Origin of the sequence: uncultured Intestinibacter sp. (assembly GCF_902468165.1) — a bacterium.
Classification (GTDB): domain Bacteria; phylum Bacillota; class Clostridia; order Peptostreptococcales; family Peptostreptococcaceae; genus Intestinibacter.
In genome coordinates this window covers 1-24,091 of record NZ_CABQXJ010000046.1, presented here as the reverse complement: position 1 = coordinate 24,091, position 24,091 = coordinate 1, and the positions used below count along the sequence as shown (strand labels likewise).

The window sequence follows — 24,091 nt, the reverse complement described above, 5'->3', positions numbered from 1 at the left end:
TAGTATAGATATAGAAATTTATATTTTATTTAGTTTTTGCATCGAATGTAAAAATATACTTATTAAAAAGAGGGGGATGGAGATGGATATAAAACAGCTTATAAATTTTATAACTATTGTTGAGGAAGGGAATATAACAAAAGCAGCTCAAAAACTACATATATCTCAACCACCTTTAAGTAATCAACTAAAAGCATTGGAAGAGGAGTTGGGAGTAAAATTAGTTGAGAGAGGGAGTAGAAAAGTTACACTTACTGATGTGGGAAACCTCTTATATAAAAGGGGAAAAGATATGGTAGATGTATTTGAATCTACATTAAATGAGATTGAAGATTTTAAATCGGGAATAGAAGGTGTATTAAAAATAGGTGCAGTGTCGACTTGTAATCAATTTATACCTAACAAGCTTATTTCACCATATGCAAAACAATATCCAAAAGTAAAATTTGAATTATATGAAGGAAATACATATGAAGTTGTGGACATGATTGAAAGAGGAATTGTAGATATTGGAGTTGTTAGAACACCTTTTAATAGCCAAAACTTATGTTGTATAAATTTGAAAACAGAGCCAATGGTAGCAGTAGTAAAGAAAAATGATGATAAATTTAATTTTAATGAAAAAGACAAAATAAAGTTAAAAGATTTAGATAAAAAATCAATAATAATATATAGACGATATGAAAAACTAATTATGGAAACACTACATTCAAATAAAGTAAAAGCGAGTATATATTGCTTAAATGATGATTCTAGAACAACAGTTGCATGGGCAGAAGAAGGTCTGGGCATAGGTATTGTTCCAAAATCTATTATTGATAATTCAGATAAGAACATAGAATTTTATGAGCTAGATGAAGATGAATTAAAAACACAAATATCAATTGTTTGGATGAAAAATAAGTACTTACCTAGAAGTGCAAGAAATTTATTGGATATGATTAGAGATTACAAATTTTAAAAGTATTTATTATTTATAGAAAGTAATTTAAAAATATTTATTTAAAATAATCTATATTAGACAGATTTTTAGAAATTAAAAATAGCTAGGCATTTGATTATTTCAATATGTCTAGCTATTTCTATATATTTTAAGTGAGCATTTTAATTGTTTTAAAAATAAATATTATTAATTAATAAGTATTACTAAAATGCCCAGTTTCCATCTTTGAATATTTGAATTTCTTCTCCATCATGAGTTATTCCGACGATATCTAAGTCAGCAGAACCAACCATAAAGTCGACATGAGTAAGACTATCATTTATTCCGTATTTATCGAAATCTTCTTCATCAATATCATTTCCACCTTCTATACAAGATGAGTATGCAGAACCTATTGCAAAATGGCAAGATGCATTTTCATCATATAATGTATTATAAAATACTGTGTTAGTATCAGAAATTGGAGAAGAATATGGTACTAAGGCAATTTCTCCTAGATAGTGAGAACCTTCGTCAGTTTCAATTAAGTGTCTTAAAGTTTCTTCGCCTTCTTTAGCAGAAAAATCTACTATTCTACCTTTTTCAAATTTTAATACAAAGTCATTTATTATATTTCCACCATAAACAAGAGGTTTAGTACTAGCAAGTGTTCCATTAACTCCAAATTTATGAGGTAGGCAGAAAATTTCTTCTGTCGGCATATTTGGGTTAAATTCTATTCCATTTACATCTTTTTCGCTACCACTTTCCCAAATGTGACCTTCTGGCATTTCAACTGTTAAATCAGTTATTTTTGATTTATATTTTAAAGTTTTGAATTTTTTACTGTTTAAGAAATCTGTTTTTTCTTTAAGGTTGTTATTGTGTTCTTTCCAAGCTTGGATTGGATCTTCTGTAACTCTTGAACATTTGAAGATTAGTTCCCAAAGTTTGTCCATTGCTTCTTTTTCAGAGATATCTGGGAATATTTTTTTTGCCCAAGCAGCTGTAGGAATAGATACAATACTCCATCTACATTTATTTGTTAGAGTATATCCACGCCATTCTTTTAATGCTTGCCCTGATACTTTTTGGTATTCAGCAATTCTTTTTGGGTCAACATTTTTTAATAAATCAGGATCTTGTGCATATATTGTTAAGAAGGCACCACCTTCTTTTGCTATATCAAGATATTGCTCAGAAATCCATCTTGGGAATTCTTCAAAAGCCTCATCAGGTGCATTTAAATATTTTATTAAGTTGCATTTTTCGTCGGACCACTCAATATGGACATTTTTTGCTCCAGCTTTATAAGCTTCTTCAACAACGTATCTTACATATTCAGCACACTCAATAGGTGTTCTTACAAGTAGAGTTTGTCCAGGTTGTATATTTACTCCAGTTTTAACTGCTAATTTAGCGTATTTTTGTAATTTTGAATTAAAATCCATAAAAAAACTCCTTTCGATATTATGTATTTTTAAAGATATAATATTAAATTTAATTCTATAAATAATCACTCCTAAATTATACCATTGTATTTATACAAAATAATGGTTTTCTTGTTATTTATTTATTATTATATTTAATAAAAAATATATACGAAAACATGATATTTGAAAGAAAAAATATTTAGATAATTTAATATTTTGAATACTTTAATTTATGCATTAAAAAGCATATAATATTAACATATGACTTAGTTATAAATTGAATAATATAATACATTTAACAGGAGGTAATAGATGGAGTTATATGATGCTATTTTCTATAGAAAATCTATAGAGTTTTATTCAACAAAACCAATAACAGAATCTTTAATGAAAGAAGTAAAAAAATTATGCAGTAATATAACTTATCTAAATTCAAATTTAAATATAAAAGCTCATGTAATAGATAGAGGACATTTGATTAATTTTTCAACGAGAAATAAGATTCAAATAAAAGCTCCCCACTATATATTAATAACTAGTAATAAAGGGGAAAATTATCTAGAGAATATAGGCTATGCATTACAAAATGTCACGTTAGAAATGGCGTGCTTAGGTTTAGGAACGACATGGCTAAAATGTATGCTAACTAGAGATGAAGTAGAAGAATTTGTTAATTTAGATAAAATAAAAGATAAAGATGAATCTGAAATAGAATATCCGCAAGCAATAATAGCATTTGGATATCCACAAGAAGGGGAAGCATTATTTAGGTCGTCATCAGCAATACATGATAGACATAGAATGAAGCATATATGTAAAACATATGATGAAAAATGGTTTAATGCTTTAAATGCGCTAAGAGTTGCGCCATCAATCAATAACTGCCAACCATGGACATTAGAACAAAGAGAAAATGGATTTGATTTATTTGAAGACGAACATAAAAAAAGATTGGAATTAGATAAATACAGTAGAATAAGTATGGGTGTTGCATTAAGACATTTTGAAATTGCATGCAAACATGATGATATAGATATTGAATATAAAAAACTCGACGTAAAAGACAAAAGAAGAAAACTATATTTTCTAAGTGTTGTGGAAAAGGCTAGACAAGTCTAAAATATTATTCCATAAAAATCATATTTAAACAAAGGTTGACATATGGATAAATAAGTGTAATAATCTATATAAGCTATGCAAAACTTAAATAAAACTTTAAATTATTCCAGAGAGAATATAAAGTAATTTAGAATAGTATCGTATTAAGGGGACATATAGACAAACAAGGGCTAAGTGTACCTTTAAACATATATAATAAGATTATTTATACCTCTGGTTAATGACTAGAGGTTTTTTTATATATAAAATAAAAACATAATAAAGTCTTTTAAAATAGTCCAGAGAGGCTGATAAAGATACTTCATAGTTAACTCATTTAGTTTAGTTATTTATGTATACAAAGTCCTTATACCTCTATGGTGTAAGGGCTTTTTTTAAAGTAAGGCTTTATTAAGAAGGAGAGTATGAAATGATAAAAGGGAAAGAAAAGTTAATAGTAGCTATTGACACAGACGACTTTGATAAAGCTAAAGATTTAATTGATCAACTAGAAGATAGTGTAGACATATTTAAAGTAGGATTAGAACAATATGTTGCTACAAAGGGGAGAACAGTGGAATATCTAAAAGAAAAAGGTAAAAAAATATTCCTTGATTTAAAATTCCACGACATACCAAATACTATGAAAAGTGCAGTAAAGGCTGCGGTAAAAGATAATGTTTGGATGATGACGATACATGTTTCAGACTTTGAAGGAATGAGACAATGTGCAGAAATCGCAAAAGAAGAAGCAGAAAGATTAAATATAGAAAAACCAATAATAGTTGGAGTTACGGTTTTAACTTCATTAAGTAATGAAGATTTACAAGATATTGGTTGCAATATGACAACTGAAGAATTAGCTATAAAAAGAGCAAAATTAGCTGAAAAATCAGGCATAGATGGAGTTGTATGTTCGGCTAAGGAAGTAGATAAAATAGTAGAAGCTTGTGGAAAAGATTTCGTAACTGTATGCCCAGGAATAAGACCACAATCTGCAGCAGTAGGAGACCAAAAAAGAGTTGTTACTCCAGCTCAAGCAATACAAAATGGGGCGCATTACATGGTAGTTGGAAGACCAATAACACAAGCTGAAAATCCAAAACAATCAGCTATAGAAATAGTTAAAGAGATTGAGAACGCATAGGAGGTAAGTTATATGAAGGCAAGATTAATATTAGAAGATGGTACTGTTTTTAACGGTAAAGCATTTGGGTATTTAGAAGAATCTGTTGGAGAAGTAGTATTCAATACTTCTATGACTGGATATGGGGAAGTATTAACAGACCCTTCTTATTACGGACAAATAGTAACTATGACTTACCCATTAATAGGGAACTATGGAATCAACTTAGAAGATGTACAATCAAAAAATGTATGCGTCAAAGGATTCATCGTTAGAGAAAAAAGTGACACACCTAATAACTTTAGAAATGAAATGAGCTTAGATGTTTATTTAAAACAAAATAAAATAATTGGGCTTGAAGGAATAGATACAAGAGCATTAACAAAAATCCTTAGAAATGAAGGAACAATGAGAGGCATAATAACAATCGACGAAAATGCTACACTTGAAAGTGTTCAACCTAAATTAGATAAATTTGATAATACTTATGCAGTTTATGATGTTTCAAGAAAAGAAAAAGAATATTATCAAGGTAGTGGTGCAAAAGTTGCTGTTATGGATTACGGTGTAAAACAAAACATAATAGATAATTTTGTACAAAGAGGTTGTGATGTAACAGTATATCCAGCTACTACAACTGCAGAAGAAGTATTAAATGATGATCCAGATTTAATATTCTTATCAAATGGACCTGGGGACCCAGATGACTTAGATGAGATAGTAGAAAATGTTAAAAAGATGATAGGGAAAAAACCTATAGTTGGAATATGCTTAGGACACCAAATTTTAGCTAGGACATTCGGCGGAAAAACAGGAAAACTTAAATTTGGACACAGAGGTGGAAACCATCCAGTAAAAGATTTCGAAGAAAATAAAGTATTTATAACAGCACAAAACCACGGTTACTATGTGTGTGAAGTGCCAGAATGTATGGAAGTAACTCAAATCAACTTAAACGACAATACAGTTGAAGGAATGAGACATAAAGAATTACCGATATATAGTGTGCAATATCACCCAGAGGCTTGCCCGGGACCAAAAGACAGCGAGTATGTATTCGATAAATTCTTAGAGGTATTAAACAATAAATAATTAGAACGTTATAAGTATTTTGTGAAGGAGAAAAAATTATGCCTAAAATAGATAGTATCAAAAAAACATTAGTATTAGGGTCAGGACCGATAATCATAGGTCAAGCAGCGGAATTTGACTACTCAGGAACACAAGCTTGTGAAGCTTTAAAGGAAGAAGGAGTAGAAGTTGTATTAATAAACTCAAACCCAGCTACAATAATGACGGACAAAGAAGTAGCTCATAAAATTTATATAGAACCACTTACATTAGAGGCAATAGAAAAAGTAATAGAAAAAGAAAGACCAGATAGTTTACTTGCAGGTATGGGTGGTCAAACAGCTCTAAACTTAGCAGTAGAATTATCAGATGCTGGTATATTAGATAAATACGGGGTAAAAGTAATTGGTACTTCAATAGAATCAATCAAAAAAGGTGAAGACAGAGATGAATTCAGAGAAATGATGAGAAGTATCAATCAACCAGTAATCGAAAGTGATATAGTTACAAACTTAGAAGATGGTATTATATATGCTGAAAAAATAGGATATCCAGTTATAATAAGACCTGCTTATACACTAGGCGGAACTGGTGGTGGTATAGCTGAAAACAAAGAAGAATTAATTGAAATTCTTACTCATGGTTTACAACTTAGCCCAGTTACACAAGTTCTTATAGAGAAAAGTATAAAAGGTTGGAAAGAAATCGAATATGAAGTAATGAGAGACGGAAACGGAGACTGTATAACTGTTTGTAATATGGAAAATGTGGACCCAGTCGGTGTGCATACGGGAGATAGTATAGTTGTAGCTCCATCTCAAACTTTAAGCGATAAAGAGTACCAATTATTAAGAACAGCTTCAATTGAAATAATAAATGCAATAGAAGTAAAAGGTGGATGTAACGTACAAATAGCACTACATCCTCACAGATTAGAATATGCAATTATAGAAATAAACCCAAGAGTTAGTAGATCTTCAGCATTAGCATCAAAAGCAACTGGTTATCCAATAGCAAAAGTTGCAGCTAAAATAGCTTTAGGATATACATTAGACGAAATAGAAAATGCAGTAACTAAGAAAACAAAGGCTTGTTTTGAACCAACGCTTGATTATGTTGTTGTAAAAATACCAAAATGGCCATTTGATAAATTTAAACAAGCGAACAGAAGACTTGGAACAAAAATGATGGCTACTGGAGAAATAATGAGTATAGGAAGCAACTTTGAAGCTGCTTTATTAAAAGGTATAAGATCTTTAGAAATAGGAAAATACTCATTAATACACAAACCATCTGAACAAAGAACAATAGAAGAATTAAAAGAAAGAGTAGTTATGCCAGATGACGAAAGACTATTCGACTTAGCAGAAATGATAAGAAGAGGATATAGTATCGACATGATAGAAAAAATCACTGGTGTAGATAAATGGTTCTTATATAGAATAGATTGGATAGTTAAACAAGAAGAAAAATTAAAAACTATGAAAATAGAAGATATAAGCAAGGATTATCTAAAAACTCTTAAGAAAAAAGGATTCTCAGATAAAGGTATAGCAGACTTAATGAAAATAAGCCCAGAAAAAGTTTATGAATTAAGATCTTTATATAACATACATGCAGCTTATAAAATGGTTGATACATGTGGTGGAGAATTCGATGCATTATCTCCATACTATTACTCAACTTATGAAGAGTATGATGAAGTTGTAGTAAGTGATAAGAGAAAAATAGTTGTTTTAGGTTCTGGTCCAATAAGAATAGGGCAAGGTATAGAATTTGACTACTGTTCAGTTCACTGTATAAAAGCCTTAAGAAAATTAGGAATAGAAACTATAATAGTAAACAACAACCCAGAAACAGTAAGCACAGACTTCGATACTTCTGACAAATTATACTTTGAACCATTAACAGAAGAAGAAGTATTAAATATAATAGAAAAAGAAAAACCAGAAGGTGTAATATTACAATTCGGTGGGCAAACAGCTATAAAATTAGCTAAATTCCTAGACGAAAAGAATATACCTATATTAGGAACTGACTTCAACGATATAGATGCAGCAGAAGACAGAGAAAAATTTGATGAATTACTAGAAAAATTAAATATAAATAGACCAAAAGGTATAGCTGTATGGTCTACAGAAGAAGGTGTAAAACACGCTAGCGAAATAGGATATCCAGTTTTAGTTAGACCTTCTTATGTACTTGGTGGTCAAGGTATGGAAATAACTTATAACGAAGCTAAATTAAAAGCTTACCTTGATAGTGCATTTGAAAGGGATAGTAAAAACCCAGTACTTATAGACAAATATTTAGTTGGTAGAGAAATAGAAGTAGACGCTATATGCGATAAAGAAGATGTATTAATACCAGGAATAATGGAACATTTAGAAAGAGCAGGAGTTCACTCTGGAGACTCTATAACAATGTATCCAAGCCAAAATATATCTGATGATATAAAAGAAAAAATCTTAGACTATACTAAGAAAATAGCATTAGAACTTAATGTTTTAGGTATGGTTAATATACAATTTATCGAATTTAAGGGTGAATTATACATCATAGAAGTTAACCCAAGAGCAAGTAGAACAGTACCATATATAAGTAAAGTTAGTGGGGTGCCAATAGTAGATTTAGCTACAAAATGTATGTTAGGTGCAAAATTAAAAGATCTTGGATATGGAACAGGAATCTACAAAACACCAGACTTAATAGCAGTAAAAGTACCTGTATTCTCAATGTCAAAACTTGCTAGAGTTGATGTAAGTCTTGGACCAGAAATGAAATCAACTGGAGAAGTTTTAGGTGTTGGTGAGACATTAGAAGAAGCATTATACAAAGGATTTACAGCAGCAGGTAAGAAAATGTCAAATGATAGAGGCGTGGTACTTGCAACAGTAAATGACCAAGATAAAGAAGAGTTCTTAGAAATAGCAAAAGACATGAAACGTGTAGGATATACTTTCATGGCGACAGAAGGAACAGCATCACTTCTAAAATCTAATGGAATAGACGCTATAATAGTTAACAAAATAGGAGAAGTTAGACCAAATATACTTGATGTTATAACTAACAACCAAGTTGATATGGTTATAAACACTCCAACAAAAGGTAATGATGCAACTAGAGACGGATTCAGAATAAGAAGATTAGCAACTGAATACTCTATAGATGTTATGACTTCATTAGATACATTAAAAGCATTAGTAAAAGTAAATCAAAAACACATTAAAAAAGAACAATTAAAAGTATATAACTTAGCTGATTAATTATATACTGTTAAATAAAAAGGTTACTGTAACTAGTATTAAATTAGTTTACAGTAACTTTTTTTGTAAAGATAATAAAGCTAAGGTTAATTTAAGGTTTTGGAGTTATTATAATATCAACAGATAGGTAATAAAACTTATTTATACCCAAATAACTAGAAATTAGAATAATTTTTTTGATGATTTTTTTAGTAATAACTCCCTAAAAAAAGAATGTGGCGGCGCATTCTTTTTTTATTTTGCTTATATTTATTTTTACATTTATCTTCTTCTTTTTCTTCTAAGAAGATTTTCAGGATTACAATAAAATCTAGGATTTATATACTCGCCAAATTGTTCGAATGAAATTAAGAATTTTGGAACACCAGCTGATTCTTGTGCTATTTCATCAACTTCAAAATACAAAACAATACCTTTATCAGTTATGTAAAAAGCTTGAGAGTCAGGAATGTCTACAACAGTATTTTCATAAAATAGCTCTGGAGTTTTCGCTATTTCATCATTTACATATTGTGATAATAATGGTAGATAATCAACACCTTCATTAAACAAATCTTTTAAAGTAAGTGAATTTCCATTAAGTAAATCTATATTAAAATGGTATACGTCTTCGTATAGAGGGCCATAATTATCACTAATAGAATCTAAATTTAATACAAAACTTAAAATGTGATTTTTACTAAATGTAATATCAAAAGAAGTACTTACTTGATAAACTCTTTTAGGAAGGGCATTTTCTGCGGCTGTTTTATTATATTGGGCCATTTCTTCATAAAGACCATCTCTAAAAGTATTTATATTAGAATAAACGGTTTTATTTAAATTATCTAAAATTTGTTTGTCTACTTGAAAATATCCGTTTTTTACGTTGTAAAAGACAGGATACGCCAAATCATAATAGAAATATTCTTCTCTACCAAAAATCTCATTATATTGAATATATAGTAGATTATAAATACAGCTTGTGAAATTTGGATTTATTTGATTCATTATAATCCGTTGCAAAAAATCTATTTTAGATTGACTGCAACAATTCACCTCCTAATTAAATAAATTACTAATATTTATGATTATTTTTATAAAAAAAGAACATTTTAATTTAGCTGTATTATTAATTTATATAAAAGCTGATAGAAATAGTAAATAAAGTATATAAACTGGTGAAAATACCTAAAATAAAGCTAGTTAATATGATATAATACATAAGATTAGTAAGAAATTATAGGAGGTAATAACGTGTTATTATTAGCGGATCAATGGAAAGATTATGAACTTATAGACATGGGAAATGGAGAAAAACTAGAAAGATGGGGGAACTATGTACTTAGAAGACCGGACCCTCAAGTAGTTTGGCCAATGGAGGCAGAATGGTCTCTATGGAAAAATCCTCATGGACACTACCACAGAAGTAACAAAGGTGGAGGTCAATGGGAACACAAAAAGAAATACCCAGAACAATGGACTATAAGCTATAAAGACTTAAAATTCCACATAAAACCAACTGGATTTAAACATACTGGATTATTCCCAGAACAAGCGGCAAACTGGGAGTGGTCAATGGATAAAATAAGAAATGCAAAAAGACCAATAAAAGTATTAAACTTATTTGCTTATACTGGTGGAGCAACTGTTGCTTGTGCTGCAGCTGGAGCAGAAGTATGTCACGTAGATGCTTCTAAAGGTATGACTACTCAAGCAAAAGATAATATAAAATTATCAGGATTAGAAGATAGAAAAGTAAGGTTTATAGTAGACGACGTTGTAAAATTCGTTGAAAGAGAAATAAGAAGAGGAAATAAATACGATGCAATAATAATGGACCCACCTTCTTATGGAAGAGGACCAAAAGGTGAAGTATGGCAAATAGAAGAAAAACTTTTCGACTTTGTTAACTTATGTATGAAAGTATTATCAGATAAGCCATTATTCTTCTTAATAAACTCATATACAACAGGATTCTCACCAATAGTATTAGAAAATGTACTTCAAACTACTATAGGTAAAAAAGTAAAAGGCGGAAAAATATACGGAGGAGAATTAGGAATACCAGCTTCAAGAGACGGAAAAATTCTTCCATGTGGTATATTTGGTAGATGGGAGTCTAAATAATGCTTAACGTAATATTTGAAGACAATCATTTATTAGTAGTTGAAAAGCCTGTAAATATATTATCTCAAGGTGACAATACCAATGACGATGATATGGTAAATTTACTAAAAAAATATTTAAAAGAAAAATACAACAAACCAGGAAATGTCTTTGTTGGACTTGTCCATAGATTAGATAGACCAGTTGGAGGGATTATGGTATTTGCCAAAACTTCAAAAGCTGCATCTAGATTATCTGAGCAAGTTAGAAACAAAACGTTTAAGAAGACTTATAAAGCTGTTATACATGGCGATATGAAAAAGAGAGAAGACAACTTAAGCGATTATCTATATAAAGATAAAAAGACAAATATGGTAAGTGTAGTAAATAAAAATCACAAAGATGCTAAAGATGCTAAATTAAGCTATAAAACATTAGCATCAAATAATGGATTTAGTCTTGTAGAAATTGATTTACAAACAGGTAGACCACACCAAATCAGAGTTCAATTTTCAAGTAGAAATCACCCACTTTATGGGGACCAAAGATACGGAAAGAACGTAAATAAAAAAGGGCAACAAATTGCACTGTGGTCATACAAAATAGAAATAGAACATCCAACTAAAAAAGAAAAAATGGAATTTATTTGTGAACCACCGAATAAATATCCATGGAATATGTTTTAGTATTTTTAAGGAGAAAACATGGAGAGATATGTAGGTTTTTATATTGAAGAACCATTAGGAAACAATATATTTTCTTATGATGAAAGAACAAACAAGAAAATATTTGTACCTAAATTAATAAAGGGAACTTTAGATGATGTATCTTTAGGTGAAAATATAGTTTTTAACGAAATTGACGAAGATACAGAAATAAAAGCAATAGGACTTAAAAATTTAGTTCAATACGAAGTAGATGGAAAAGTCGTCTATATATTTGATAACCATAACCATGCCTTTTATTTCTGGATGAAAAGTTTACAACAGAGATTATTTAATAAAGGTTGTAAATTAATTCATGTAGATCAACATAAAGACATGAGAGAGCCCGATGATTATACAGTAGACTTAGAAAATTTAGACGATGTTTTTAGATATACCAATAAAGTTTTAAATGTAGGCAACTTCATACAGCCTGCACTTAAAAAAGGTGTATTCTGTGGTGTAGATATAATAGACAGTTCTTATGGATTTGATTTGAATGTAGAAGGCGAATATGTTTTAGACATAGACTTAGATATATTCTCTAAAGATATGGATTATATTCCATATGATTTTAGATTAAACAAAATCAAAGAGCTAATAAAGGGTGCAAAAGTGATTACAATAGCTTCTAGTCCTTATTTTATAGACCAAGAGTATGCCATAAAGGTATTAAAAGAATTGTTTAATTATGATATAATATAGAATTGTTAATAATAAGAAAAAACTTAGAATAAATATTAATTAGGAGGAACTTATAATGAGTTTATATGCAGAGTGGAGAAACCTTTGTGATAACCACGCAAACAATGATGAAGAAATAAAATTCTGGGAAAATTACTTAAAATCAGAAGCAGGAATATACAATGAAATATTAAACAACAAAACTGATGTTGTTGAAGGAACAGTTGCTGAATTAGCTGCTAAATACGGAGTATCTAATGAATTATTCATGGGATTCTTAGATGGAATAAGCGAAAGTGTTAAAGAAGAGTTAGACTTAGAAGCTATAGAAGCTGATACTAACGTTTCTATAAAAATAGACTGGGAAAAATTATACTACAATATGTTAGGTGCTGAAGCTCACTGGTTATATGAATTAGAAGGATGGAATGGAATATTATCTCCTGAAACTAGAAAAGCTATAACTAAAGATTACAACAGATCTAGAATAGTAGTTAAAGAAGATAAAGTTGGAAGAAATGATCCATGCCCATGCGGAAGCGGTAAAAAATACAAAAAATGTTGTGGAAAATAATATTTTTTAAATAAAATAAAGCATTTGAAAAACACAGTAAAAGTGTTATTTCAAATGCTTTTTTATTTGTAAAAATTTGTATAATTAAATAATGTTATTGACTTAGAGTCAACTCTAAGTGATATTGTATAAGAAAGTTAAATATATGTTTGAAATTTATATCATAATATTAACAATAAAATTAATAATTGTGATGTAAAATTTGAATTTAAAATGCTGACAATAAATATTGTAAGCATAAGTATATTTTTAACTAAAAAAATGGTATTAGGTAAAAATAGGAGGAACAATGTTAGACATTTTAAATAAGATAAATCAGCCAGAGGATTTAAGAAATATAGAAATTAATGATTTAGAAAAATTATCAGAAGAAATAAGAGAAGTATTATTACAAAAGCTAAGTAAAAATGGAGGACATTTTGGTCCAAACTTTGGTATGGTAGAAGCGATAATTGCAATGCATTATGTTTTTGATTCACCAAAAGATAAATTTGTATTTGATGTTTCTCACCAAAGTTATGCGCATAAGATTTTAACAGGAAGAAAAGAAGGATTTATAGATGAAAATTCTTATAGAACTGTTTCAGGATATACAAATCCAGATGAAAGTGAACATGACTTCTTTAATGTTGGACATACTTCAACATCAATAAGTTTAGCATCAGGATTAGCAAAAGCTAGAGATTTAAAGAAAGAAGATTATAATGTAGTTGCTGTAATAGGTGACGGTTCATTAAGTGGTGGAGAAGCATTAGAAGGATTAAACTTCGCAGGTTCAGAACTAAACTCTAACTTTATAATAATCGTAAATGACAACCAACAATCTATAGCAGAAAACCACGGTGGTTTATATAAAAATTTAGATGAATTAAGAGAGACAAATGGTCAAGCATCAAATAATTTATTTAAAGCTATGGGATTAGATTATATATATGAAGCTGATGGAAATAATATCGAAAAAATGATTGAGTTATTCCAAAAAATTAAAGATATAGATCATCCTATAGTAGTTCATATAAACACTATAAAAGGTAAAGGATACAAACTTGCAGAAGAAAATAGAGAAGCATGGCACTGGTCATTACCATTTGATATTGAGACAGGAAATATAACAATAGATTTTGGTGATGCTGAAGATTATGGAGATTTAACAGCGAAATTCTTATTAGATAAAATGAAAAAAGACAATACTGTTGTTGCAGTAACTCCAGCAATGCCAATGACAATTGGATTTAATATTGAAAGAAGAAAAGAAGCAGGAGAACAATTTGTAGATGTAGGTATAGCAGAAGAACATGCTGTTGCCTTAGTTTCAGGAATTGCAAAAAATGGAGGAAAACCAGTACTTGGGACAAATGCAACATTCATTCAAAGAAGTTATGACCAAATCTCACAAGATTTATGTATAAATGGTAATCCAGCGACAATAGTTTTAAATTATACATCAGTAGCAGGATTAACAGATGTTACACATTTAGGTATATTCACAATTGCAGAGTTCTCTAATATACCAAACTTAGTTTTATTAGCACCAACAAATAAAGCAGAATACTTCGCAATGTTAGATTGGTCTATAGAACAACAAGAACATCCAGTAATGATTTTAATGCCTGGTAATGGAGTTATAGATGATGGTAGAGTAGCAGAAAAAGATTATTCTAACATTATAAATAAATTTAAAGTAGAAGAAAAAGGTTCTAAGGTTGCTATTTTAGGACTAGGTGATTTCTATCAAATAGGTGAAGAAGTATCAAAAATGGTAGAAGAAAAACTAGGATTTAAACCAACATTAGTAAACCCAAGATTCGCATCAAGCGTGGATAAAGAGTTACTAAACGATTTAAAACAAGACCATGATTTAGTTATAACATTAGAAGATGGAATACTACGTGGAGGATTTGGAGAATCTATTGCAAGTTTCTATGGAGATTCTGATATAAAAGTTAAAAATTATGGATTAGAAAAAAAATTCTATGATAGATATAATCCAAGCCAATTATTAGACGAATTAGGTATTACACCTGAAAAAATAGTAAAATATATTGAAAGTATGATGAAATAGTCAGTATAGAAAATTATATAAAATAATAACTATATTAACTTAAAATAATTTTTCAATTTAATATAAAATATAAAAAGTCCACTCTTGCTAACTTAAAACAGATAAACAAGAGTGGACTTTTTATATTAATTTTGCATAAATTAGTCTTGTATTATATAAGCATTAACGATTTCACCGTAGTATGCAGTGTGGTAGTCTTTGTTTGCACCATGGAATGAGCTATCAACATCAGCAGGATAGCAAGATTCAACTATATTAGATGGAATTGCATTTCTATCTTGTTCTTGTTGATATAAAACCTTACATTCAAGAGTTAATGGTAATTCCTTAATTCCTGGAACAGAAATTTTGTCTGATTCTTCTAATGTTAATCCTATTTCTTTTATTTTATCCATATCGTGTCCAGACTTTGTCCCAGCTAATCCTAAGATTTTTTTATTAAATTCGCCAACAGGAATATTTATTGTAAATTCAGGATTTTTATCTAATTGAGATTTTGTAAATCTATTTTCTCTCACAAAAACAGTGAATATAGTTTTACCCCATTCTATACCAAGAGTTCCCCAAGAAATAGTCATAGTATTTACTTTATCATCTGCTTTAGTTGTAAGTAAAACACCAGTTTTTACAGCTTTTAAAATATCATTAGCATAATCAAATACTTCTATTTGTTTTTTCATTTTTTCATCTCCTTGTTATTAATTATAAGTTTATGATAGACTAAAATAAAACAAAAAGTAAGTACGTACTTTTTTGACAGATACTATCAAAAAGGAGAGTATAAATGAGTATAGAAAATAATAATACACCAGAAAAATGTAAAGAAGTCAATTCAAAACCATTTATGTACGCCATGTCTCTAATAGATAGAAAATGGAAAATGCATATACTGTTTTGGCTTTGGAAAAATGAAGTTTTACGTTATGGAGAACTAAAAAGAGCATTAGGAGAAGTTACTCACAAAATGCTTAGTAAACAGTTAAAAGAATTAGAAGCAGATGATTTAATAATAAGAACTGAATATCCTCAAGTTCCACCAAAAGTAGAGTATAGATTGTCTGAAAGAGGTGAATCGCTTATGCCTGTATTAAAGGCACTTTGTAACTGGGGGAAGGAGCATATAGATGATTAATATAATAAAAAGAATATTATTAAACCTAATTTATTAATAATATTCTTTTTATTTATTTCAAATATTCTAGTATGAATTTCAATATTAAATTTTCATAAATTTATTTAGCTTTTTGTGGAGCATTTATAGCTTTTTTAATAGCATCTATTATGAGATTTTCAAATATATTTATATCTACAGGTTCAACCTCAACAGGAACTTGAATTTTTTCGTATAAATCAAATATCATCTCATCAGTTATTTTAATAACGCCTGTATCTCCTATTATTGCATTTTCATACATACCAAATTGATTTAATCTATCATAATTATCAACCGCATTACTAAATGCATTTAATTCATCAAATTTTTCTACCCAGCCTGAAGTCAAATATATATCTTTTCCTTCAACATAAGACTCAACCACCTTGTCCCCTATAATTGCCTCTAAACAGTTTGCTGGCTTGATTGTAATTATATTATTGTATTTTTTTAAAAACTCAAAGAATCTATAATGACATTTAGAGCCGTAAAGTATGATTACTTGGTCGTATTCTAGTGTTAATTTATCAAGAGATGCCGTAACATCTTTTTCTAATTTATCTAAATTTGTATGCAGACCAAAATGAAGATAAGTCACGTCTATATTATCTTTAAAAAGCTGTTTAATTTTTATATCTTGTAAAACTTTTTCTAGTTCAGGCTCGAAAACTGAACATGCTAAAATTCCTATTCTCATTAATATTCCCCCTTATAAAAATCAATTAAATTATAACTAAATTATATAATAAATATCACATTTAGTTAAACAATGTTAAAAAATATAACTTATGGAACAAATATAGCTAAAAAACATAATATAAACTAAGTTGAAGTAATAGGGGGATTATTATGAAAGTTGGAGATATTGTTGCTAGAAAATCTTACAACAAAGATATAGTTTTTAAAATTACTGATATTATTGATCAAAATGGTAAAAAAATAGCTATATTGAAGGGGGTTGCATTTAGAATAATAGCGGACGCAGAACTAAGTGACCTAGAATTATTGAAACCTCCAGATATAAGAAATATATTAATGGATAAGAATGTAGAAAATATTTTATATAGAACATTGAAAAAGGCTAAAGAAAGAGAAAGAAGAGGTACGCGTGGACTACCTAAATCTGCTCAACAGCCAACTGCAAATGTTTATGGAGTACCAGGGAAGGTTCTTCAAATAGATGGAGATAAAGAGTATTTAAAGATATGTTTAGACGTATATTCCCAATTGGGGATTCCAGCAGTTGGAGTTGCTATACCAGAAGCAAATCAATATAAAGAAGTCAAAAATCTATTAGAAAAACATAAACCAGATATCTTAGTTATAACTGGACATGATGCACTACATGTTAAAAATGGAGATTTAAAAAATATAAATAACTATAGAAATTCAAATAATTTTTTAAAAGCGGTAAAAGAAGCTAGAAAATGGCAGCCAGATTTAGATACATTAGTTATATTTGCTGGAGCTTGCCAATCAAATTATGAAGCATTGATGAAAGGTGGAGCAAATTATGCAAGTTCACCGGGAAGAATAATGATACATGCATTGGATCCTGTTTTTATCGTAGAAAAAATAGCATGTTCGAGAATTGATGTAGTAGTTCCAATAGAAGAAATATTAGACCAAACAATAACTGGGGTAAAAGGAATTGGAGGGTTTGAAACTAGAGGTAAATTTAGATGGGCAATGCCAAAACCTTTGTTGTAAGAGGATTTAATCTAATAAGTTTGAACTGTAGTAACGGCTATTTATGCATAAATTTTAAAAATAATACTGTATTCTTATAAAATACTATTGACAAGAGCATAAGAAATATATAAAATTATTAGTTTATGCATTTGACAAAAATTCAAAATTATGATATTATGTAAACATATAATAAAATGGAGAAGGTGATCTCGTGGCTACTGTTCAAACTTTGGATAAAATCAGAACTACACTAAAACAACATTTAGGTAAGACGATAGTATTAAAAGCAAACAAAGGGAGAAAGCAGATTGTTACAAAGGTTGGAGTACTAGAAAATGTATATCCAAGTGTTTTTGTAGTAAAATTAGACGGAACATCAGATGGAAATCAAAGAGTATCTTATAGTTACTCAGATTTATTGACAGCAAATGTGAAATTACAGATTTGTAAAAATAAAGAGAATAAATTAAGCGCAAGTTAAATTATACCTATCAAATAGGTGTAATTTTTTTTTGTCTCCTTAAATATAATTTAATAGTTAGATTATATGGGAGGGATAGTCGTGGAGTTGATAAAAGATATTATTAAAATAGACAATAGGATGGATTTTGGGAAATTCCAAACATTTATAGAGTCAGAAAATGTTGTTCCAGACAAGAAGTTAGATGTGTACGATATTGTGGATACTATGGGATACATAGTCCTTAGAAAAGTTGAAATATTAGAAGGTAAAATAACTTGTAGAGGTAGTTTTAACTACAATGTTATTTATATTGCAGACGATAAGAGTACAGTATCAAATATAAGTGGAAAAATTGAAATTAATGAAGTAATAGAAAGAGATAATATAACTTCTGACATGGAATATATGTTGTTCCCAGAAGTAGAACACGTTGATTGTACTATAATGAATGAAAGAAAGATCAAAGTAGGCGCATTAATTAATGTAAGAGGAAGTCTTTTTGAAAAACAAAGATTAGATATAGTAAAAGATGTTTCACAAGTAGAAGGAATACAAAAACACAGAAAAGAAATATCATTCCAAGATATAGTTGGAATTGAAAAATCAGAAAACGTAGTTAGAGATACAATAACAGTAAATATAGAAGAAATAGAAGATATTATAAATATAAATCCAGTTGTAAGAGTAAAAGAAAGTAGAATAACAGATAATAAAGTTATAATAGGAGGAATTTTAGAAATAAATCCTTTAGCTTGCACTTATGACTCAGATATTGTTGAGTTAGAAAGAGTAGGTATTGATTTTACTCAGTTTATAGAAGTACCTGGCGCATTTGATGGTATGGATGAAGAAATACTAATGAATATAGGTGATTTTAATTATGAATTCAAGAGAAATGAAGATAATAATACAGGACTTTTAGAAGTTGAATGCACAGTATTTTCAAAGGTAAAAGTAAGCGAAGAAGTTACTAGAGAGGTTTTACAAGATGCATATTCACCTCAAAAAATAATTAAATTTGAACACAGACTTATTCATCTAAATAAAACTTTATTCACATCAAATGATACATTTTTAGTTAGAGAAAGTATAAATTATGACAATGAGGATATTCAAATAAAGGACATTGTAAATGTATGCTGTAATGCATCAATAGAAAATAGTTATATTGAAGGTTCTAATTGTGTAATTCAAGGTATAATAAAAATCGACATACTTTTCATTCCGATTGAAGGATTAAAAATGATTTACAAAATAAACGAAGAAATACCTTTTGAACATGAGTTAGAAATAAACAAATTATCAGATACATGCTCAGTATTTAATACAATTTGTATAGAAAGAATAGAAGTAGATCTAAATAGAAATCAAATTGATTTAAATATAAGAATAAATAGATTTGTAGAAGCTATCGACAAAAAGGCTGAAAGTTTTATCATCAAGGGAGAAGATAAAGGTGAATATGATTTATCTACTGCACCAAGTATAATTGTATATATTTGCAAAGAAGATGATAATTTATGGGATATAGCTAAAAAATACAATACAACAGAAGAAGAAATTGCGCAGACGAACGAAATTAATTTAGAGGATGATTTGCAACCAGGTAAATGTTTGATTCTCGAAAAAAAAGTCGCACAAACTGAATAAAAAACTTAATAATATTTGTCAAAAAGATAAATAATAGGGGATAGTATCCCCTATTATTTTATTTTTGTAGTATAATTATAGTTAGTAATGCATTATACGATATACAAAAACAATTATCAAGGAGGCTAAAATGAATTCAATAAAATTAAAAAGTAGAGCAAAAGTAAATTTATCTATAGACGTATTAGGGAAGAGACAAGATGGATATCATTTAGTCGAAATGATAATGCAAACAATTGATTTATACGATTTAATTGAAATTAAAGAAAAAGAAGAAAATCAAATTACAATTAAGAGTGCTAGTGAAGAAATTCCACTAGATTGCAACAATCTTGTATATAAAGCGGCTGACTTAATCAAGAAAACATTTAACTTAACTAAAGGGGTAGAAATTTATATCCAAAAAAATATACCTGTAGCAGCAGGAATGGCAGGTGGAAGTTCAAATGCAGCAGCTATACTTGTAGGTTTAAACAAACTTTGGAATTTAAATTTAAGTGATCAAACATTAGAGGAATTGGGATTAAAACTAGGCGCAGATGTTCCATTTTGTATAAATGGTGGAGCTGTATTAGCTTCGGGGATTGGAGAAGAATTAACTCCAATAAAAGGATTATCTAAAGATGTCTGTATTGTGGTCTGTAAACCAGACCTATTTGTATCAACAAAAGAAGTCTATGAATCTCTGGATTCAAAACACATCGACAAAAGACCAAATAACCAGCTTCTAATTGATTGCTTAAAAAACGAAGATACTAGACAATTAGCAGAAAATATGTTTAATGTTCTTGAGGGGGTTACTGTAGAAATACATCCAGTAATTCAACAAATTAAAGATATAATGATAACAAACAAGGCATTAGGAGCTATGATGAGTGGAAGTGGTCCTACAGTTTTTGGTTTATATGAAAATAAAGAAGATGCATATATGTGCAAATCTATATTAGAAAATCAATTTGAACAAACATTTGTCGTAGCGTGTGAAGAAAAGGGGGTTGAGGTTAATGGATAGTTTAACTAAATTAAATTTAGATAATTATAAGCCATTAAGAGATGTTGTTTTTGAAAATTTGAGAAGTGCTATTTTAGAAGGGAAATTAAAATCTGGACAAAGACTAATGGAAGTTCAATTAGCAGAACAATTAGGGGTTAGTAGAACTCCAGTTAGAGAAGCTATAAGAAAATTAGAACTTGAAGGACTAGTTGTTATGTTACCTAGAAAAGGTGCATATGTAGCTAATATCTCTGTTAAAGATTTAATGGATGTATTAGAAATTAGAGCCAGCCTAGAAGGATTAGGCGCATCTTTAGCCGCAGAAAGAAGAACAGAAGAAGATATAAAGAATTTAGAAGAAATAGAAGAAGAATTTGAACAAGCTGTAATAACACAAGATATAGATATGTTATTAAAAAAAGATATAGAATTCCATGAATGTATATTTAAAGCTGCAAATAACAAAAAACTAGAAAAAATGATAAATTCTTTATGGGAACAAGTACAAAGATTTAGAATAACTTATGTATCAGATTCAAATGCATCATTAAGTTTGATAGATGAACATAGAATTATTTTAAATGCTATAAAAGAAGGTAATGTAGCAGATGGGAAAAAGGCTGCTATTGAACATATAGAAAAAGCAGAACAATTTATGTTAGATCATTGTACTAAATAAGTAAATTATAAAATTATATATAAAATGATATTTAAGCGAGTAATTATAAAAAGGGAAGAATGGTCTTCTAGAAAAAATATTTATAAAAGAAAAATTATTTTAATTATCAATAATTCTTCTTTTATAAATATTTAGCTAGAGGACCATTTTTTAATTTTAAGGAAATTATATATTATAAGGTTTTGGATAGAGCTATGAATAAAGGGAATTTTTTTGTTGATTTTTTTATGTATAAAATAAAATAACTTGGAAATAATCTCATTATATCGGAGTGAAATATAAGTTTTTTAAAATATGATGATTTATATATAAAAAGTGGGGATGAGATTATGAAAAATAATATAAAAAATAAATTAAACATAAATAAAAATATAAAATTTAGAATAACATTATGTACTATATTACTTGTTGGAATCTTAGGAATAATGGCAACTTACGCATATGCACAAATATCTAAAATAGATAGATTTTCAGATGATTATAAAGATAATTTAATAAGATTTCACGTATTAGCAAATAGTGACTCTGATGAAGACCAAAACCTTAAATTAAAAGTAAGAGATGAAGTTATAAGTTATTTACAACCAAAGCTAAAAGACTCAAAGTCAATACAAGAGAGTGAAAAAATAATACTTAATGAAGAAGACAAGTTAATGGATATATGCAAAGAAACAATAAAAGAAAATGGGTATGATTATGATGTAAGTATAAACTTAGGATATAGCAAGTTTCCAACAAAACAATATTCAAGCGTAGTACTTCCTGCCGGTGAATATAAAGCATTAAAAATAGTAATAGGCAAGGGCCAAGGTAGAAATTGGTGGTGTGTTATGTTTCCTCCACTTTGTTTTGTAGATGAACAAAACAACGTAATAGATAAAGAAACTGATGAAAAATTAAAATCAGTTTTAACAAAAGATGAGTATGAATTGATAGTTGAAAAAGATAATAAAAAGGTAAATGATTTACAAATAAAATTTAAAATAGTAGAAGTTTTTCAAAAAATATTGGATTTAAAACAAGACGATTGTCAGATATAAATAATTAATTTATTTATATAGATATTAAATTTTATTTTTATAAAGGAGAGTTATTTATGGGAAGGTATTATAAAATAATACTATCATTGTGTATAGCAATTTTTTTAGTTACAAGCACGATATCTGCATATGAGAGTAATGATATAAATTTAATGAGTATTACTAATTTACTTCAAGAAACACACAATAAAAAATCTAAAGAATCAAATTTATGGAACTTAAAAAACAATAAAGAGGGTTACATTAATTTGTGTGTCCAGGATACTGCAACATCGGATACTAAATCTATAGAGAATGAGGATGTTGCTGATGAAGAAACACAAGCAGTTATGAGTTTAAGTGATGAACAATTAAATTTATTATCAAAATTAGTAGCAGCTGAAGCAAGAGGAGAAAGCTATGAAGGACAAGTTGCTGTAGCAGCGGTAGTTTTAAACAGAGTAAAAGATTCAAGATTTCCTGATTCTATAGAAGGTGTAATATATCAAAAGAATGCATTTTCTGTTGTTAGGGATGGGTATATAAATGCTCAGCCAACAGAAGAATCATATAAAGCAGCCAAAGATGCTCTATATGGCAATGATCCAACAAATGATGCAATTTATTTTTGGAATCCAGATATATCAACATGCAACTGGATAAATACACTAAATCCACACTTGAGAATAGGAAATCATGTATTTGCAAGATAATTATGAATAAAGATGCCCGTTTTACATAGATATATATTTAATATATGTCTTTGTAGGAGGGGCATATTTTAATTGATAATACAGATTATAACTGATATAATTTTTTTGATATAATTTCAATAATAAAATACATATTTAATAAATGTATAAGGTTTATATTACTTTGACAGATTTGAAAGTGTATAGCTTAGGAGGTAATTATGGATATTAATATAAATATACAGACAACACAGTTTAATGAATTAGGTGAAAAAAATATTATAAAAACTAATTCAGATGGAACTTTATATCAAAAGAAAGACCATAAATATATAATTTATAAACAAGTTGAAGATGGAGAAGAGATAACAACATCTATAAAAATAGAAGAAAATATGGTAACTATAAAGAGATTTGGTGCATTAAATTCAACACTAAGATTTAAAGCAGGTCATGTTGATGTATCAAATTATCTTACTCCACAAGGTGCTTTTATTATAGAAAACCATACAAAGGAATTAGATATATTTGAAGGAGAAAATATATCTATACTTATTGATTACGATATAAAAATAATGGACATGTTTACGGGAAGAAATATAATTAACATAGAGATTAAGAAAAAATAATAAGTCTAATAAATAGAAAAATAGATATAATATTAAAGATAGATTTATTTTCATAAATCATATAAAAGAATATTTTATAAAGGTAGTTTAAA

At 28.6% G+C, this 24,091-nt stretch carries 23 protein-coding genes; 19 read left to right on the top strand and 4 right to left on the bottom strand.

All coding sequences use genetic code 11. From position 1 onward, the window contains the following. The first annotated feature begins 82 nt into the window (after positions 1–82). A complete protein-coding gene (locus RDX53_RS09185) occupies positions 83–961 on the top strand; it encodes a LysR family transcriptional regulator (RefSeq protein WP_195929976.1) in 879 nt (292 codons plus the stop codon). A gap of 185 nt (positions 962–1,146) precedes the next feature. On the opposite strand, the gene RDX53_RS09180 is transcribed toward RDX53_RS09185, so the two are convergent. Continuing rightward, positions 1,147–2,373, bottom strand: a complete 1,227-nt coding sequence (locus tag RDX53_RS09180) for an aminopeptidase (RefSeq protein ID WP_195929975.1) — start codon at positions 2,371–2,373, stop codon at positions 1,147–1,149. 294 nt (positions 2,374–2,667) lie between these two features. On the opposite strand from RDX53_RS09180, the gene RDX53_RS09175 reads away from it, so the two are divergent. The 4 genes from RDX53_RS09175 (at position 2,668) to carB (ending at position 8,916) form a co-directional block, all read left to right on the top strand. Then, positions 2,668–3,474 (top strand): nitroreductase family protein, encoded by an 807-nt coding sequence (locus RDX53_RS09175; protein WP_195929974.1) that lies wholly within the window; start codon positions 2,668–2,670, stop codon positions 3,472–3,474. Positions 3,475–3,883: 409 nt separating this feature from the next. Next, positions 3,884–4,600 carry an orotidine-5'-phosphate decarboxylase gene (gene pyrF, locus RDX53_RS09170; protein ID WP_195929973.1) on the top strand — a complete coding sequence of 239 codons (717 nt, stop codon included), beginning with the start codon at positions 3,884–3,886 and terminating at the stop codon, positions 4,598–4,600. 12 nt (positions 4,601–4,612) lie between these two features. Further along, positions 4,613–5,671: a carbamoyl phosphate synthase small subunit gene (locus RDX53_RS09165; RefSeq protein ID WP_195929972.1), complete on the top strand. Its 1,059-nt coding sequence runs from the start codon at positions 4,613–4,615 to the stop codon at positions 5,669–5,671. 38 nt (positions 5,672–5,709) lie between these two features. Continuing rightward, the gene (carB, locus tag RDX53_RS09160; protein WP_195929971.1) at positions 5,710–8,916 is read left to right on the top strand and encodes a carbamoyl-phosphate synthase large subunit; all 3,207 of its coding nucleotides are present in this window, start codon (positions 5,710–5,712) and stop codon (positions 8,914–8,916) included. A gap of 261 nt (positions 8,917–9,177) precedes the next feature. Here carB and RDX53_RS09155 read toward each other — a convergent pair whose 3' ends face one another. Next, positions 9,178–9,921 carry an RsiV family protein gene (locus tag RDX53_RS09155; protein ID WP_195929970.1) on the bottom strand — a complete coding sequence of 248 codons (744 nt, stop codon included), beginning with the start codon at positions 9,919–9,921 and terminating at the stop codon, positions 9,178–9,180. Positions 9,922–10,152: 231 nt separating this feature from the next. On the opposite strand from RDX53_RS09155, the gene RDX53_RS09150 reads away from it, so the two are divergent. The 5 genes from RDX53_RS09150 (at position 10,153) to RDX53_RS09130 (ending at position 15,028) form a co-directional block, all read left to right on the top strand. Then, positions 10,153–11,025 (top strand): class I SAM-dependent methyltransferase, encoded by an 873-nt coding sequence (locus tag RDX53_RS09150; protein ID WP_295572066.1) that lies wholly within the window; start codon positions 10,153–10,155, stop codon positions 11,023–11,025. Further along, complete coding sequence (locus tag RDX53_RS09145) at positions 11,025–11,690, top strand: RluA family pseudouridine synthase (protein WP_195929968.1); 666 nt, start codon at positions 11,025–11,027, stop codon at positions 11,688–11,690. The genes RDX53_RS09150 and RDX53_RS09145 overlap by 1 nt, the downstream gene beginning before the upstream one ends. An 18-nt stretch (positions 11,691–11,708) precedes the next feature. Beyond that, positions 11,709–12,413 (top strand): UPF0489 family protein, encoded by a 705-nt coding sequence (locus tag RDX53_RS09140; RefSeq protein WP_195929967.1) that lies wholly within the window; start codon positions 11,709–11,711, stop codon positions 12,411–12,413. Between the two features lie 55 nt (positions 12,414–12,468). Continuing rightward, a complete protein-coding gene (locus RDX53_RS09135; protein WP_195929966.1) occupies positions 12,469–12,966 on the top strand; it encodes an SEC-C metal-binding domain-containing protein in 498 nt (165 codons plus the stop codon). A gap of 289 nt (positions 12,967–13,255) precedes the next feature. Beyond that, entirely contained in the window at positions 13,256–15,028 is a 1,773-nt protein-coding gene (locus RDX53_RS09130) for a 1-deoxy-D-xylulose-5-phosphate synthase (protein ID WP_307994030.1), read from the top strand. Between the two features lie 140 nt (positions 15,029–15,168). Here RDX53_RS09130 and RDX53_RS09125 read toward each other — a convergent pair whose 3' ends face one another. Continuing rightward, positions 15,169–15,708, bottom strand: coding sequence for a flavin reductase family protein (locus RDX53_RS09125; RefSeq protein ID WP_307994029.1), 540 nt, complete (start codon positions 15,706–15,708; stop codon positions 15,169–15,171). A gap of 104 nt (positions 15,709–15,812) precedes the next feature. Here RDX53_RS09125 and RDX53_RS09120 point away from each other — a divergent pair, with 104 nt between their 5' ends. Beyond that, positions 15,813–16,160, top strand: coding sequence for a helix-turn-helix domain-containing protein (locus RDX53_RS09120; RefSeq protein WP_307994028.1), 348 nt, complete (start codon positions 15,813–15,815; stop codon positions 16,158–16,160). Between the two features lie 100 nt (positions 16,161–16,260). Here RDX53_RS09120 and RDX53_RS09115 read toward each other — a convergent pair whose 3' ends face one another. Further along, on the bottom strand, positions 16,261–16,878 hold the full coding sequence (locus tag RDX53_RS09115; protein ID WP_295763745.1) for a DUF1638 domain-containing protein: 618 nt from the start codon (positions 16,876–16,878) through the stop codon (positions 16,261–16,263). A gap of 152 nt (positions 16,879–17,030) precedes the next feature. Between RDX53_RS09115 and yabG the strand changes: the two genes are divergently transcribed. The 8 genes from yabG to RDX53_RS09075 all read left to right on the top strand — a co-directional run bounded on the left by yabG (position 17,031) and on the right by RDX53_RS09075 (position 23,999). Beyond that, positions 17,031–17,891, top strand: coding sequence for a sporulation peptidase YabG (gene yabG, locus RDX53_RS09110; RefSeq protein WP_195929961.1), 861 nt, complete (start codon positions 17,031–17,033; stop codon positions 17,889–17,891). A gap of 193 nt (positions 17,892–18,084) precedes the next feature. Next, positions 18,085–18,354, top strand: a complete 270-nt coding sequence (locus RDX53_RS09105) for a Veg family protein (protein WP_195929960.1) — start codon at positions 18,085–18,087, stop codon at positions 18,352–18,354. Positions 18,355–18,435: 81 nt separating this feature from the next. Next, a complete protein-coding gene (locus RDX53_RS09100) occupies positions 18,436–19,986 on the top strand; it encodes an SPOCS domain-containing protein (protein WP_195929959.1) in 1,551 nt (516 codons plus the stop codon). A 130-nt stretch (positions 19,987–20,116) separates the two neighbouring features. Then, the gene (ispE, locus tag RDX53_RS09095; protein ID WP_195929958.1) at positions 20,117–20,998 is read left to right on the top strand and encodes a 4-(cytidine 5'-diphospho)-2-C-methyl-D-erythritol kinase; all 882 of its coding nucleotides are present in this window, start codon (positions 20,117–20,119) and stop codon (positions 20,996–20,998) included. Then, the gene (locus tag RDX53_RS09090; protein ID WP_195929957.1) at positions 20,991–21,659 is read left to right on the top strand and encodes a GntR family transcriptional regulator; all 669 of its coding nucleotides are present in this window, start codon (positions 20,991–20,993) and stop codon (positions 21,657–21,659) included. Before ispE ends, RDX53_RS09090 begins: the two co-directional genes overlap by 8 nt. A gap of 329 nt (positions 21,660–21,988) precedes the next feature. After that, complete coding sequence (gene spoIIR, locus RDX53_RS09085; RefSeq protein WP_195930614.1) at positions 21,989–22,699, top strand: stage II sporulation protein R; 711 nt, start codon at positions 21,989–21,991, stop codon at positions 22,697–22,699. A 56-nt stretch (positions 22,700–22,755) separates the two neighbouring features. After that, entirely contained in the window at positions 22,756–23,391 is a 636-nt protein-coding gene (locus tag RDX53_RS09080) for a cell wall hydrolase (RefSeq protein WP_243269580.1), read from the top strand. A gap of 200 nt (positions 23,392–23,591) precedes the next feature. Then, a complete protein-coding gene (locus tag RDX53_RS09075; RefSeq protein ID WP_195930610.1) occupies positions 23,592–23,999 on the top strand; it encodes a DUF1934 domain-containing protein in 408 nt (135 codons plus the stop codon). The last annotated feature ends 92 nt before the right edge of the window (positions 24,000–24,091 follow it).